This is a genomic window from Bradyrhizobium jicamae, assembly GCF_018130695.1.
GTDB classification, from domain to species: domain Bacteria; phylum Pseudomonadota; class Alphaproteobacteria; order Rhizobiales; family Xanthobacteraceae; genus Bradyrhizobium; species Bradyrhizobium jicamae_B.
In genome coordinates this window covers 37444-52199 of sequence record NZ_JAFCJX010000037.1, presented here as the reverse complement: position 1 = coordinate 52199, position 14756 = coordinate 37444, and the positions used below count along the sequence as shown (strand labels likewise).

At 64.9% G+C, this 14756-nt stretch carries 13 protein-coding genes; 2 read left to right on the top strand and 11 right to left on the bottom strand.

Annotated features, from left to right (window positions below):
* The 3 genes from JQ604_RS36125 to JQ604_RS36115 all read right to left on the bottom strand — a co-directional run bounded on the left by JQ604_RS36125 (position 1) and on the right by JQ604_RS36115 (position 2895).
* Positions 1 to 981 (bottom strand): Bug family tripartite tricarboxylate transporter substrate binding protein, encoded by a 981-nt coding sequence (locus tag JQ604_RS36125; RefSeq protein ID WP_212365500.1) that lies wholly within the window; start codon positions 979 to 981, stop codon positions 1 to 3.
* A gap of 75 nt (positions 982 to 1056) precedes the next feature.
* The gene (locus JQ604_RS36120; RefSeq protein ID WP_349631181.1) at positions 1057 to 1791 is read right to left on the bottom strand and encodes an alpha/beta fold hydrolase; all 735 of its coding nucleotides are present in this window, start codon (positions 1789 to 1791) and stop codon (positions 1057 to 1059) included.
* Positions 1792 to 1854: 63 nt separating this feature from the next.
* Positions 1855 to 2895: an LLM class flavin-dependent oxidoreductase gene (locus JQ604_RS36115; RefSeq protein WP_212365498.1), complete on the bottom strand. Its 1041-nt coding sequence runs from the start codon at positions 2893 to 2895 to the stop codon at positions 1855 to 1857.
* Between the two features lie 127 nt (positions 2896 to 3022).
* On the opposite strand from JQ604_RS36115, the gene JQ604_RS36110 reads away from it, so the two are divergent.
* The gene (locus JQ604_RS36110; RefSeq protein WP_212365497.1) at positions 3023 to 3961 is read left to right on the top strand and encodes a LysR family transcriptional regulator; all 939 of its coding nucleotides are present in this window, start codon (positions 3023 to 3025) and stop codon (positions 3959 to 3961) included.
* Positions 3962 to 3967: 6 nt separating this feature from the next.
* Here the strand turns inward: JQ604_RS36110 and JQ604_RS36105 are convergent, their stop codons facing one another.
* The 7 genes from JQ604_RS36105 to JQ604_RS36075 are packed head-to-tail and all read right to left on the bottom strand — an operon-like array spanning position 3968 to position 11391.
* Positions 3968 to 5047, bottom strand: coding sequence for a branched-chain amino acid ABC transporter permease (locus tag JQ604_RS36105; protein WP_212365496.1), 1080 nt, complete (start codon positions 5045 to 5047; stop codon positions 3968 to 3970).
* Positions 5047 to 5913 (bottom strand): branched-chain amino acid ABC transporter permease, encoded by an 867-nt coding sequence (locus JQ604_RS36100; RefSeq protein WP_212365495.1) that lies wholly within the window; start codon positions 5911 to 5913, stop codon positions 5047 to 5049. The genes JQ604_RS36105 and JQ604_RS36100 overlap by 1 nt, the downstream gene beginning before the upstream one ends.
* A gap of 4 nt (positions 5914 to 5917) precedes the next feature.
* Entirely contained in the window at positions 5918 to 6622 is a 705-nt protein-coding gene (locus JQ604_RS36095; RefSeq protein WP_212365494.1) for an ABC transporter ATP-binding protein, read from the bottom strand.
* Positions 6619 to 7344 (bottom strand): ABC transporter ATP-binding protein, encoded by a 726-nt coding sequence (locus JQ604_RS36090; protein WP_212365493.1) that lies wholly within the window; start codon positions 7342 to 7344, stop codon positions 6619 to 6621. Before JQ604_RS36090 ends, JQ604_RS36095 begins: the two co-directional genes overlap by 4 nt.
* Positions 7345 to 7351: 7 nt before the next feature.
* Complete coding sequence (locus JQ604_RS36085; protein ID WP_212365492.1) at positions 7352 to 8659, bottom strand: ABC transporter substrate-binding protein; 1308 nt, start codon at positions 8657 to 8659, stop codon at positions 7352 to 7354.
* A 19-nt stretch (positions 8660 to 8678) separates the two neighbouring features.
* On the bottom strand, positions 8679 to 10469 hold the full coding sequence (locus tag JQ604_RS36080) for an FAD-dependent oxidoreductase (protein WP_212365491.1): 1791 nt from the start codon (positions 10467 to 10469) through the stop codon (positions 8679 to 8681).
* Positions 10470 to 10485: 16 nt separating this feature from the next.
* Positions 10486 to 11391: an intradiol ring-cleavage dioxygenase gene (locus JQ604_RS36075; protein ID WP_212365490.1), complete on the bottom strand. Its 906-nt coding sequence runs from the start codon at positions 11389 to 11391 to the stop codon at positions 10486 to 10488.
* Between the two features lie 255 nt (positions 11392 to 11646).
* On the opposite strand from JQ604_RS36075, the gene JQ604_RS36070 reads away from it, so the two are divergent.
* The gene (locus tag JQ604_RS36070; protein ID WP_212365489.1) at positions 11647 to 13929 is read left to right on the top strand and encodes an MASE1 domain-containing protein; all 2283 of its coding nucleotides are present in this window, start codon (positions 11647 to 11649) and stop codon (positions 13927 to 13929) included.
* Here JQ604_RS36070 and JQ604_RS36065 read toward each other — a convergent pair.
* Positions 13924 to 14586 carry a response regulator gene (locus JQ604_RS36065; RefSeq protein ID WP_212365488.1) on the bottom strand — a complete coding sequence of 221 codons (663 nt, stop codon included), beginning with the start codon at positions 14584 to 14586 and terminating at the stop codon, positions 13924 to 13926. The genes JQ604_RS36070 and JQ604_RS36065 overlap by 6 nt on opposite strands.
* Positions 14587 to 14756: the final 170 nt, after the last annotated feature.

Here is a 14756-nt window from a genome sequence, read left to right as displayed (position 1 = left end):
TCAGTTGCTGGCTGTAATCCCCCGTTCGCGGATGATGGCGCCGAACCGGTCGGAGTCCTCGCGGGACTTTTCGCCGAATTCGGCTGACGACATCGGGGCGGGCACGTTCCCGACCGCGGTGATGCGCTCCTTCAGTGCGGCCGTGCCGAGCGCGCGATTGATCTCGGTGTTCAGGCGCTTGACGATATCGCCTGACGTTCCGGTCGGCGCGAAGACGCCGAAGATGGCGTCGGCGTCAAAGCCGGCAAGGCCCAGCTCGTCGAGCGTCGGCACATCGGGCAGCTGCGGCGCGCGCTGCGGGCTGCCGATCGCGATGGCGCGCAGCTTGCCCGCTTTCACGTGTTCGATCGCAATGCCGGGGTCGAACACGAAGTCGAGCTGCCCCGCAAGGAGATCATTCAGCGCAGGTGCCGCGCCACGATAGGGCACGTGAACGGCGTCCGTGCCGGTCATCTTCTTCAGCATCTCGCCGGCCAGATGCGGCGAGCTGCCGACACCGGGCGAGCCGTAATTGCGCTTGCCCGGATTGGCCTTGAGGTCGGCGATGAATGCCTTGAAATCCTGCGCCGGATTGTCTGCGCGGATCACAAGATAGAACGGAACGCGCGCCACGGCAGCGATAGGGATGATGTCCTTCGCGGGATCGAAGGGCATGCTGGCATAGATGTGCGGATTGATCGCAACCATGCTGCCTGACGACATCAGCAGGGTGTAACCGTCGGGCGCGGACCGGGCCACGACCTCGCCGCCGATATTGCCGTTGGCGCCGCCCTTGTTCTCGATGACGAATGGCTGGCCCAGGGTTTCGCTCAGCGATTGACCGATCATGCGCGCCAGCAGGTCGGCAGCCCCTCCCGGCGGGAAGGCGACGACGAAGCGCACCGGACGCATCGGCCAGGACTGCTGCGACGTCGGTGTCTGTGCCAGTGCCGGCGATATCAGGCTCGCGGCGAATGCGAGCGCGATCACAAAGACCCTCATGTTTAACTCCCCGCGTTGCCTGTCCTCGTCAGTCCTCTTGGTCGCATTCCCCGGAAGGGTTCGATCAACATGCCCTCAACCGGCGAGGAAATCGCCGATCGCGGTGACGCAGGCCGGGTCCTCCTGCATGGCGAAGTGGCCGACGCCTGGCACGATATGGATGCGGGCGTTCGGAATCTCTCTCGCCCAGATCCCTGCCTGACCGGGGAGTGCGACGCGGTCCCGATCACCCCATACGATCAGCGTATCATTGGGGATCCGGCTCAGCCATCGACGAAGGTTCGGATGTCCCATGCCATGGGCCTTGCGGATGTTGCTCAACGCCTCGCCTTCCCTTTGCCGCGCTGCGATGAATTGCTCCGCCGGAGGTGCGAGCGCCCCGCCGGGAAAATACCTGGCCGCGATCTCGGTGCGATGCGCCAGATAGTGCGGGACGTCAGGAGGCGCGAGCTTGCTGACGTCGGTGCTGGGATAATCGGGGTGGTTGAGGCCGGCAGGCGCGTTAAGCACCAGGCGGGCAAACCGCTCACCGGCAACCACGGCGATTTCCGCGGCCATCCAGCCGCCCATGGAATGCCCGACCAGGTGCGGTCGATCCAGGCCGAGCGCTGCGACGAGCCGCAGATAGTGCATGATCACATCCTGCATCCCGCAGATATGCGGCGCCGGTCCGCTTTCGCCGAAGCCGGGGTGAAACGGCAGGTAGACCCGAAACCGATCGGCCAGCCCGCGGGCCCATTCGTGCCCCTCGATCGTCGCCGCGCCATGGAGCGCCAGCACGGCGGGCCCCTCGCCGATGACCTTGATCACCGTGTCGACGCCATCCAGCTCGCGCCTGATCGTTTCGAACGTCACGTCAAACTCCCTCGCTCATCATCCGATCTCCGCGCGACGCAGCTGGGGAATGACGTCTTCGCCAAACAGGGCGATCGCCTCGCCGCGATTCGCCGACGCGCTCCTGCCCAGCATGGCGAGCAGATGGCCCGCGCCGCATGTGCGGCATTGCTCGATGACCTGCTCGGCGACCTGCGCCGGCGTGCCCGCGATATAGTCGTCGTCGTGCAGCGAAAATCCGGCGCCAGGCCGCGGTGCATCGAGCTGCGAGGACGCGCGATCGATGACGCGGGGATCGCCGGCCACGACCTTCAGCGTCGCCGCCTTCGCGGCCACGGCCTGTTCGCGCGCCGCTGCGGCATCGCGCGAGATCGAGATATTGCGCCGGATGCCGAGCTGGTCCGGACCTGCCGATTGTCCGAGACGCTCACACTCGGTTCGATAGGCGTCGAAGATCTCGGTGACGCGCGCGACGGATTCGAACGCGGTGCAGATCTTCGATCGCCGTTGCGCCGATTTCTGCGCGGACGCGGTGCTGACGACGGTGGTCCATTTCGGCGGCGACGGCTGCAGGAACACGCCCGGCAGCAGGCTGAGGTTTTCCAGCTTCCAGTGCTTTCCGCTGTGGTTGACGACGGGGGTCTCGATCAGCGCATCGAGGATGTCCAAGGCCTCGTTGAAGCGCTCGCGCGCCTCGGCCATCCCGAGCCCAATTCGCTGCAGCTCCTGCGGCACGCCGGCCGCAAAGCCGATCTCGAGGCGACCATTGGTCAAATGGTCGAGCATCGTCAGCTCTTCCAGGATACGCCACGGCTCATAGAACGGCACCACGACGCCCATCGTCCCGAGGCGCAGCCGGGTCGTATGGCGCGAGATCGCGGCAATCAGGAGGTTGGGAGACGGGCTGAGCGAGAGGCTGAAGTGATGCTCGCTGAAGAATATTCCCTCGAAGCCGAGCCGTTCGGCATCGAGCCATAATCCGAAAGCTTCGTTGTAGGCCGCGGTCACGGCGCCGGACGGCGCCTCCCCCTCGCGCGGAACTGGCGCCTGCATGAATTCGAAGATCCACGGCTTGATCAAGATTTGCTCCTCCCGGCGTGCCGCTTCTTGGTCGGCGGCGTGTTTGACGCGGCATTGTCGACGGCTTCAACGAATTTGAAAAATCGATTATATCGATCCCTGATATTTATAATCTGGATGGACGCCCATGCGCTTCGAAGGCCTCGACCTCAATCTCCTGATCGCGCTCGATGCGATTCTCGAAGAGCGCAGCGTGATGGCGGCGAGCCGCCGGCTTCATCTCAGCCAGCCGGCGATGAGCGCCGCCATCGGCAGATTGCGTCAGTATTTCAACGACGAGATCTTCACGATTTCGCAGCGCAAGCTGGTGCCGACGCCCCTGGCGCAATCGCTGGAACAGCCGACGCGCGACATCCTGCTGCGGATCCGGTCCAATCTGATCTCGCCACCGAAATTCGACCCCGCAAGCTCGGAGCGGCGCTTTCGTCTGGTGGTCTCCGACTATGCGAGCATCGTGCTGATGCATGCCGTGATGAAACGGATCTATCTGACGGCTCCGCGTGTCAGCCTCGAAATGCTCCCCTTCGGCGACCGGGTCGACGAGCAGCTGCAGCGCGGAGAAGTCGATCTCGTGGTGATTCCGAGTGCAAGTCTCATTGCCGGCCATCCCAGCCAGCATCTCTTTGCTGACGAATTCTGCTGCGTCGCCTGGAGCGGAAGCCGCCAGATCGGACGCTCGATCTCGCTCAACCGCTATCTTCAGCTCGGGCATATCACGGCCCAGCTTGGGCCCATTCGGGGAATGTCCTTTGACGAGCGCGCGCTGATCCAGCTCGGTTACAAGCGTCGCATCGAGGTCATTGCCCCGAACTTCACCGCGATGGCCGCCATGGTGATCGGGACGGATCGCATCGCAACGATGCATCGGCGGCTCGCCGCGATCTTTGCCGGAAACTTTCCGCTGAAGCTGCTGCGCGCGCCGGTTAAAATCCCGGCGTTTCGGGAGGCCCTGCAATGGCCGGCCTCGTTTCACATGGATCCCGCGCTGGCATGGCTGCGCGAGATCATCACCGAAATTGCGGCAGAGGTGGACCGGACACCGGCGGCGCAGATGCGGATTGGATAGTGGAGCCTAGCTCCGGCGCAGCCGCCGCCGGAGCGGCATCAGGTGGATGTCGGCGCGTTCGGCGAACGTCCCCCATAGTCCCTTGGGCAGGAACAGCATCATCACGATCGCGATCAGCCCGAGCAGCAACAGATAGAGGCTGCCGAACTGCGCGAGGTAATGCTGCAAGGCCCACAGCAACAGCACTCCGACCACCGGTCCCTCGATGGTGCGGACGCCGCCGATCACGGCAATGAACAGCACATAGGCTGTCCAGTCGGTGACGCTGAAGGCGGCATCCGGCGAGATCCGCGCCTTCTGCAGATAGACGATCGCGCCGACAATGCCGGTGGCGACGCCGCAGACGATCCACAGGCCGTAGCGGATGCGATGGGCGCGGATGCCGATGCTGCGCGACGCCGCCATGCTGTCCCGCGTCGCCGCCAGTGCCAGGCCCAGACGTGAGCGCGCGAAGGCGTAGATAGCGGCGATGGTCGCGACCACGACAACGAGCGTCAGCCAGTAGACAATGACGTCGCGCGCGACGGGCGCACGGACCGCGAGCAGGTCCTGCACGGGCTTCAGTCCCCACATGTTGGCGGTCACGACGTTCGGCAGCGACGTGCCGGTGCCGCCGCCGAGCGGCTTGAACTGCGCGCAGAGCAGCCGGCAGACTTCGGCCACCACCCAGCTTCCGATCGCGAAGTACGGCCCTTCCAGCCGGAACAGCAGCGGTCCAATCAGAGCGGCGACCAGACCCGCAAACAGCCCGGCGAGCGGGATCGCCAACAGCGGATCGAGGCCCGCCAGCACGGTCGCGGCAAACAGCACATAGCCGCCGAGGCCGACGAAGGCCTGCTGTCCCACCGTGATCAACCCGCCCCACCCCGCCAGCACGTTCCAGAGCTGCGCCAGCGCCAGCATCGTGAAGACGAAGATGAGATCCTGGATCAGCGCGCGCGAGGCGAATGCCGGTAGAACGACCAGACCGACCACAACGAATGCCGCGACGATCGCGGCGATCCGCGACAGCCGGGTCCCGACGACGACACGCCACCCGCCCTCGCCCACACGGCTCTCCGACACCGGGTTCGCGCGCTCCAGCATCACGCCCGCCTCGCCGGAAACAATCCGCGCGGCTGCAGGAACAGCACCAGCAGGAAGGCCAGGTGCCCGGCCAATATCTGCCACTCCGGATCGATCCGCGCCCCGACAGTTTGCGCGATGCCAAGCACCATGCCGCCGGCCAGCGTGCCCCAGAGGCTGCCGAGCCCGCCGATGATGACGGCCTCGAACGCATAGAGCAGCCGCGCCGGGCCGATCGCCGGGTCGAAATTGGCACGGATACCGAAGGCGACGGCAGCGATCACGGACACTGCGAGCGAGATACCGACCGCGACCGCATAGATGTTGCGGTGGTCGATCCCCATCAGCTGCGCGATCTCGGGATTGTCGGAGGTGGCGCGAAACGCGCGGCCGAGCGCGGTGCGATAGAACAGCAGTTGCAGCAGCAGGATCACCGCGATAGCCACGATCAGCGCCAGCAGCGGCGCCAACCCGACATTGAGTCCCTGCACCACTTCCAGCGAGCGCGTCTCGAACGCGCCGGCATCGAGCCGCCGCGAGTCGGCGCCGAAGCCGAGCAGCAGGCCGTTCTGGATCACGATCGAGAGCCCGAAGGTGATCAGGAGCGGCGGCATGATGTCCTCGCCGAGCACGGCTTCCAGCACCAGCCGCTGCAGCGCGAATCCGAGACAGAACATCGCAACGACGGCGATCAGCGTCGCGACGGGCAACGACAATCCGAACGACGTCGCGCCCACCAGCACGATGAAGGCGGCGAGCACGATGAAATCGCCATGGGCCAGATTGACCAGCCGCATGACGCCAAAGATCAGCGACAGGCCGAGCGCAAACAGCGCGTAGACCCCGCCGAGCAACGCCCCCTGAACCAGCGTATCGATCACGGCCATCCGCTCACGCTCCGAAATAGGCCTTGCGGACGTCATCGAAACTGACATCCGCAGGACGTCCCGCCAAGGTCACCCGTCCCTCCTGCAGGCAATAGAAGCGGTCGACGGTCCGCAAGGCCCGCGCCACGTCCTGCTCGACGATCACGACGCTGGTGCCGCCTGCCCTGATCCGAGGGATCAGCCGGTAGATGTCCTCGACGATGACGGGTGCCAGGCCGAGGCTGATCTCGTCGCACAGCAGGACGCGCGGGTTCGACATCAAGGCGCGGCCGATCGCGACCATCTGCTGCTGGCCGCCGGACATGTCAGCCACATTGCCGCGGCGGCGCTCGCGCAGCACCGGAAACAGCTCGTAGACCGTATCCAACGCCCACGGTTCGCGGCGCGCCGCGCCGTAGGCGCCAACCAGAAGGTTCTCCTCGACCGACAGCGAAGCGAACAGCTGCCGCCCTTCCGGCACCAGCGCCAGCCCCATCCGCACGATCTCCGGCGCCGGACGGTCGCCGATGTCGTGGTCAAGGAAGTGGATCGCGTCGTGCCGGTTGCGCAGCAGCCCGACCAGCGACTTCAGCAGGGTCGATTTGCCGGCGCCGTTGGCGCCGACCACCGCGACCGCCTCGCCCTGCGCCAGCTCGAAGTCGACGCCGAACAGGGCCTGGAAGTCGCCATAGAACGCATCGAGCGCGTGGGTGGCGAGCAGCGTGGTCATGCCGGCACGCCCATATAGATGGTCCGCACGATCTCGGAGTTCATCACCTGATCCGGCGCGCCCTCGGCGACCACGCGGCCGAAATCGAGCGCGATCAGCCGGTCGACCACGGCAAGCAGCGCGTGCACGACATGCTCGATCCAGATCACCGCGACGCCGCGGCGGCGGATCTCGCGGATGGTCGCGATCAGGGTCTGGCATTCTGCGTCCGTCAGGCCGCCTGCGATCTCGTCGAGCAGCAGCAGCCGCGGCCCAGTCGCCAGCGCCCGCGCCAGCTCGAGGCGCTTGCGGTCGAGCAGCGGGAGTCCGCCGGCAAGGCGATCGGCCTTGCCGATCAGCCCGGTGAGTTCAAGAATGTCGGCGCAGAAGTCCGCGACCTCCGCCGGCGATTTGCCGGCGCCGAACAACGCGGCCGCGGCGGTGTTCTCGAACACAGTCAGGCTGCCGAACGGCTGCGGCACCTGGAAGGAGCGGCCGATCCCTGCCCGACAACGCGCCTCCGCAGGCGTGGCCGTGACGTCATGCCCATCGAGCAGGATCGTTCCGGAGGCCGGGCGCAACAGCCCGGCCACCAGATTGAACAGCGTCGATTTGCCGGCCCCGTTCGGGCCGATGATGCCGAGCGCTTCGCCGGCTTCAAGGCGCAGGTCGATGTTGTCGGCGACGACCAGCGCGCCAAAACTTTTCGAGACACCCTTCAGCTCCAGCAAGGCCGGCTGCATTGCGGACTTACGCGAGCGCCTGCATGGCGCCGCCGAGCGGGATCTGCGGCGCCGCGCCGTTCTCGGTAATGACCATGCTGTATTTGTCGCCCGCAAGCCGCCACTGGCCGCCGACCAGCGGCGTCTTGGCGATGTTCTTGGCCGCAAACGGCGGCACATTAGCCGCGCCGAACGCGACGGGCCCGACGATGGTCTCGAGCTTGGTCGCGCCGATCGCCTTTGCCACCGCCGCGCCGTCACTCGGGTCCGCCGCCCGCTTCAGGGAGTCGACCGCGACTTCAAACAGTGAGTGAACAAAACCGATCGGCTGCGTCCACTGTTTCCCCGTCGCCTGCTCATAGCCCTTGGCGAGATCGGCGGCGCTGATCCCGGTCAGGCTCGACTTGTAGGGATGCGACGGTGTCCACCACACCTCGGTCGAGATGTTGTGACCATTCTTACCGAGCGCCTGCACCGTCACCGGGAACAGCAGCGCCTTGGCGACCGACACCACTTTCGGCTTGAGGCCCTTCTGCTGGGCCTGATTCCAGAAGGTGGTGAAGTCGGGCGGGATCACGACGCCGGTGACGATCTCCGCATCGGCACCGCGGAAGGCGGCGATCTGCGCGCTGAAATCGTCGGTGAGGTTCTGGAAGCGGCCGGGATCGGTGAGCTTGAACCCCTCCTTGGCAAGCACCGGCGGGAAGCCGACCACCTTGTCGCCCCAGGCATTGCCGTCGCCGTCATTGGGAAACAGCGCGCCGACCGACTTGTTGGTCGCGACCTGTTTCCACATGCCGGTGAAGACACCGATGACGTCCTCCAGGCCCCAGAAATAGTGGAACGTGTATTCGAACGGCTTCCAGCTGGCGGGATCGCCCGGCTTGGCCTGACGCGCGATGAAATTGGTCTGCCATGGCGCCACCGTGGAGATGCAGGGGATCTGCTCGATCTCGCATTGGGTCGCGACCGGGTTGTTGGTCTCCGGCGTCGCCCCGACCAGTACGAGGCCGACATTGTCGCGCGTGATCAGCTCTTTCGTGACCTCTGCAGCCCGGTTCGGGTTGGACTGGCTGTCCTTGGTGACGAGCTCGACCTGGTAGACGTTGCCGCCAATCTTCACGCCGTCCTTCACGGCCTTGCGAAACTCGGCGAGCACGAAGTCATCGGCTTCGGCGAAGGCGGCCAGCGGGCCGCTCTTCGGCGAGACATAGCCGATCTTCACCACTTTCCCGGCGGCAAGCGCGGGAGCCGATAGCGAGGAGCCTGCCAATGCGGCGCTGCCTGCGGCCTGCAGGAAACGGCGGCGCGAGAGCGGCGAGATGATGCGCGTCATGATGAAATCCTCCCCTCTGTTATTCGGCAGCGATCGAGGCGCGGGCCGCGGATGGCGCGGCATGTCCGAGCAATTGGCCGAAGGCTTCGACCAGACGTTGGCTCGCATCCGCTGTTGCCTCGCGCGCGCGCCAGGCGACGAACATGTCGGGTCGAACCAGGATGCAGCCGTCCTCCTCGATCTCGCTCGCGCGGAACCAGTCGCCATAGATATCCTGGACGTCGCAGCCGGCCGGACCGATGCTGACCACATCGAGCGCGACGCCGTAGCGCGCCTTCACGGCTGATGCGGCTTCGGACCAGCAGGCACCGCCGACGCCGGTCAGCAGCACGAAGCGCCCCTGCCCGACCAGATCGAAGGTCGATTTGCGCACGTCGCCCTGCTCGACCCAGACATGCGGCAGATGCGCGCCGGGCCATGTCGTCGCCTGATAATAGAGCTCGCGATCCCGCGCGAACGCCGGCACGGCGCTGCCGTCGGCAACGACGGCGCCGGACGCGTAGCGCTGGTTCATCTCGACACCGTGGCAGTTGAACTCGTAGCTCTTGTACGCGATCGCCTCATGCAGCTTCTTGCGACGCGCCTTGGCCTCCGGTGTCGGCGCCTTGCGCGCGGCGATGTTCTTCTTCGCTTCTTCCGGATCGGTCGACGACAGCAATCCGACCGCCTCGAAGATCGGCGGGAAATCGCCGATGCTCTTGTTGGCGCGGGTCACGATTTGCTTGCCGACCGGCTGGCGCTCGGCGGAATAGCTGTCGAGCAGCGAAGGCTGTGCCTTGCCCTCCACCACGTACTTCAGCTTCCAGCAGAGATTATAGGCGTCCTGGATCGAGGTGTTCGAGCCGAGCCCGTTGGTCGGCGGATGGCGATGCACGGCATCGCCCATGCAGAACACGCGGCCTGACGAGTAGTGACCGGCGTACATCTCGTTCACGGTCCAGGTCGAGGTCGAGCTGATCTTGACCTCGAGCTTGTCGTCACCGACGAGGTTGCGGACGATCGACACCGCCTCGTCGTTGGTCAGCTTTCGCTCGCCCTGCTCGATGTCGTAGCCCCAGATGATCAGCCACTCGTTCCAGGGACGGACCATGCGGACGAGGCCTGCGCCGATGCCGCCGATCTCCGCGCCCGGCTGCAAGATCCAGTAAAGCACGCTCGGCCGGTGCGCGACGTATTTGCTGAGATCGGCCTGCACGATGATGTTCATGCTGCCGGCGCGACCCATCTGGCCTTCCATCGGCAGCCCGATCACCTCGGCGACGCGGCTGCGGCCACCGTCGGCACCGACGAGATATTTGGCGCGGATCTCGTAGGTCTCGTTGGTGACGCGATCCTTCACCGTCGCGGTGACGCCATCGGCGTCCTGGACCAGATCGAGAAACTCGGTGTTGAAGCGGATGATGCTGCCGCGCTGGCCGGCGGCTTCGAGCAGGATCGGCTCGAGATAGTTCTGCGGCAGGTCGCAGATCCGGGTCGGGCTGGCGAGATCGTAGTCGGCCTTGCGCGCGGGATGATTGCCCCAGGAATAAAGCCTGCCGAGCTCCTCGCCGGCGAGGCTCTCGCAGAACACGTTGTTGGCCATCAGCTCCTGCGGCGTCGCATAGAGCATCGCCTCGCGCTCGACGCCGAGATCGCGCAGCACCTCCATCGCACGCTGGTTGGTGATGTGCGCGCGCGGCGTATCGGCGAGCCAGCCATATTTTGTGATCATGACGTTCCTGACGCCGTACATCGACAAGAGTGCTGCCGATGCGCCGCCCGCGGGTCCGCTGCCGACGACCAGGACGTCGGTCTCGATCTTTGCCGCCATCTGCGTCGCTCCTCCCTTATTCCGCCGCCGCCATCATCGGACGCGGCGCGTCCTTGCTGCCCGGCCGCAGCCGGAAGTCGTAGGTCATCAGGTGCCAGGGACGATCGATCGGCTTGCCGTCGGGCATCACGCCATCGGTGCGCCGCTCGACCCTGGCGATCAGCTCCGGCTTCACGCCGAACACCACGTCGGAGTGCAGATACTCGTCGCCGTCGATGAAGACGTGGGTGATCAGCGGATCGAAGCCGGGCGCATCGACCAGGAAGTGGATATGCGCCGGCCGCATCGGATGCCGCCCGCTGGCGCGGATCAAATCGCCGACCGGACCGTCGGTCGGGATCGGATAGCTGCACGGCAGGATGGTGCGGAAGAACACCCGCCCCTCCGCGTCGGGCGCAAAGCGCGCGCGCAGGCTCGGGCCTGATGTCGCGTAGTCGGATTTCTGCGAGTCGTAGAACCCGTCATCATCGGCGTGCCAGACATCGACGCGCGCGCCCTGCAGCGGAGCGCCGGACAGGTCCGTCAGCCGGCAGCTGACGAACAGCGGCTCGCCGTCGATCCCTTCTGAGATATCGGCGCCCGACGGCAGCGGCTTGTGCTCGCCGACATAGAACGGCCCGAGCACAGTCGTCTCGGTCGACCCCTCACGCTCACGATGGTTGATGGCATCGACCAGCATGGAAACACCGAGCACATCGGAGAGCAGGATAAACTCCTGCCGTGTCGGCGTACAGGTCTGGCCGGTGCGGGTCAGGACATCGATCGCCTGCGTCCATTCCTCGAACGTCAGGTCAGTGCGTCGGACATAATCGTGGAGCGACCGCACCAGCTCGGTCATGAGATATTTGAGGCGCGGATCGGCGGTCGCCTGAAAGCTGGCGATCACCTCGTCGGTCAGTTTGCTCTCGTTGAAATCAGGCATCGATTGGTTCCGTGATCAGGAGGTGCGGGACCGCCGGCCGCGCGCGGACGTGACGCCCGCGTTCGATCGACCGGCGATGTGGCAGGGAGTTTTGGCGGCGTCGGTCCGTTGACGGCGCGCAGATGCGTCCGGCGCTGCAGCGCGCGACGCTGGTGTCATGGGCGATCTTCCCGGTTGCTTGTCTTGCTTCTGCGAGAAGGCCTAGCGCCGACCGCAAGGCTGCGGCCTGCACGAAAACGGCCCGGGCTGCACGAAATGGACTTTATTTCAGCGCGCTGGTTGAGGGCGATCTCGTGGGTAAGGGATTACTGCTGGAGCTGCGCTAGCTCGAAAGGGGTAGTTTCCCTGGCGAACCCAAATTGCAATGATGCAACGCGATGGCGGCGGTGCCGGGGCTGCGGGGTCCAGGCGTCGACGATGTCTGATCCACGACCAGCAACGCCGGAGATCACGTTTCGCCGGGCCGTGAATGCCGGAGGCATCGTCGCCATCGGAGTGATCTATTTCGCCTTGGCGAAAGCCGGCCTTGCCCTCGCCTCCGTCAATCCCAGTGCAACGCCGATCTGGCCGCCGACGGGTATCGCGCTGGCGGCCGTGCTGCTGGTGGGATACCGGATCTGGCCTGTCATCTTCGTGGCGGCAGCGATCGTCAATGCGACGACCGCCGGCTCGATTGCCACCGCTATCGCAATTGCGACCGGCAACACGCTGGAAGCCATCGTGGGCGCCTACCTGATCAATCGATGGTCGGGCGGACGCGATACGTTTTCGACGCCGCATTCCGTCGCGACGTTTGCCATGATCTGCCTCGTGATCGCGACGCCGATCAGCGCCACCATCGGAATGACCAGCTTGGCAGCCGCCGGCTACGTCGCACAATCCAATTTCGCGAACGCCTGGGTCACGTGGTGGCTCGGAGATGTGGCCGGCGCGCTGGTCGTGACCCCCGCGGTCGTGCTCTGGGCGTCAAGCCAGAACCATTTGTCCGACCGCAAGGACGTTCTGGAGACGGCCGGCGTCCTCGGGGTGGCGGCAATTGTCGGACTCATCGCCTTCAGTCCCGTGATCGAGCAGACGCGGAGCCGGGATCCTCTGGGTTTTCTCGTGATCCTGCCGATGCTGTGGGCCGCCCTGCGCCGCGGTCCACGCGACACCGCAACGGTGGCACTGCTGCTGGCGGGCATCACGATCTGGGGCACGCTCACCGGCGGCGGTCCCTTTACGACCGCGGATCGCAACGTGTCGTCCCTGCTGGTGTTGATGTTCCTGATCAGCATCACCGTTCCAAGCCTGCTGCTGAGCGCCGACGTCGAGGTGCGCAAGCATGGGGAGGAACGCCTGCGCCGCGCGCAGATCGAGCTCGAACGCAAGGTCGCGGAGCGCACGCAGGAGCTCGAGCTCGCCAATGCAGCGAAATCGCGCTTCCTCGCCATGGCAAGCCACGATCTGCGGCAGCCCTTGCATGCCCTGGGCCTGTTCATTGCGCAGTTGCGCACGCCGCTCAAACCGGCCGAGCGCACCAGGACGATCGAGCTGATCGATGCAACACGCAAGGAAATGGATGAGATGTTCAATTCGCTGCTGGATATATCCAGGCTCGATGCCGGAATCCTCGTCCCCACCATCACTGAATTTCCGATCGCACGCCTGTTGCGAAAGATCGAGACCGCGTTTGATCAGGCCACGCGAGAGAAGGGCTTGCATCTCCGCGTCAGGCAAAGTGACGCCTGGGTGCGGAGCGATGCCATGCTGCTCGAACGCATCCTGTTCAATCTGGTCTCCAATGCCGTGCGCTATACGTTGCAGGGCGGTATCATTGTCGGCTGTCGGCGGCGCGGCGACATGTTGCGCATCGAAGTCTGGGACAGCGGTCCCGGCATCCCCGAGGATCAGAAGCAGAATATCTTTGGCGAGTTTTTTCAGCTCGCTCCGCAGGACCGACATCGGTACGGCAGCATGGGGCTCGGCCTCGCAATCGTCGACAGGCTTCGCCTGCTGCTCAACCATCAAATCGACCTGGTTTCGAGGCTAGGCCGCGGTTCGCGATTTGCCATCATGGTTCCGATCGCCGCCAGCCGCGCGGCGTCCACCGAGCCCGTCGACTTGCCGCATCCGGCAGCCTTCGCCGTCGACGGCAAGGTCGTTCTTGTGATTGCCGATGCTCCCATGGTGCAGGAAGGCACGGGCGGATTGCTCGGCAGGTGGGGATACTCGGTCCTGACCGCCGCCTCCGACGCAACTGCACTGACGCGACTTGCCGAGCGCCACCAGCGCCCCGATCTCATCATCTCGGATTATCATCTGGCGAGCGGAACGACGACCGGGATACGAGCCATTGAGCAGATCAATGCGGCGCTCGGGTCCTCCATTCCGGCCATTCTCATCAGCGGCGACACGGCGCCCGAGCCCGCCCGCGACGCGCGGGATCAGGGATACATCCTGCTGCACAAGCCCGTCGACCCGATGCGGCTCCGCGCCGTCATGCACGAGCTTCTGATGCAGCAGGACAGCAGGAGAGATCATCGGCCGGCGTCATGACTCGGATTTCGGCGACGCTTCCCAACCCATCCGTCCCAGCTTTATCACGGCCTCGGTGCGGCTCGAGACGCCGAGCGCCTTGAGCACGACCGTGATGTGGTTTTTCACCGTCGGCACGGCCATATCGAGCGCCCTGGCAATGATCTTGTTGCTCTTTCCCTTCATCAGAAGCGCCAGCACTTCGATCTGCCGGTCGGTCAATCCCAGCCCTTTCAGGGAGTCGCGCATCATCGGCTTATCCGGGGGCAGCGGCGCCGCCGTCTCCTCCAGGATTTCGGAAGGAATGTAGATGCCGCCGGAAAATACCAGCTCGATCGCATTGAGCATGACCTCTCGTTCGGTCGTCTTCGGAATGAACCCGAGCGCGCCGAGCTTGAACGCGCGCTTGACCGTGTCCTGATCGCTCGACGACGAGAGAATGATGATGGCAATGGTCGGATAGCGGTCTCGCAGCTCGCGGAGGATCGAGAAGCCGTCCCGATCAGGCAGATTGATATCGAGCAGGATGAGGCTGGTGTCGGGATGTTCCTCCACCAGCTGCATGGCCTGGCGGCTGTTCGAAGCTTCAAAGATGACGGCTTCCTGCTTCAACTGTTTCAGGACAGCGTGCAGCGCCTCCCGGATCAAGGCATGATCGTCAACAATAAGTACGTTCATGAAAAGCTCTCCGTCATCCCATGGCACGGAGATCCAAATTGACGAAAATCATACACCCGCCCTCGCGGCGGGAAAGAGGCTGCCGAACGGTACCTCTATCTTTCATCGCGGCCCAAGCGGCGGTTCGCATTGGGCACTCAAGATAGCAGTCGCGTGCCGTTGTGTGCCGT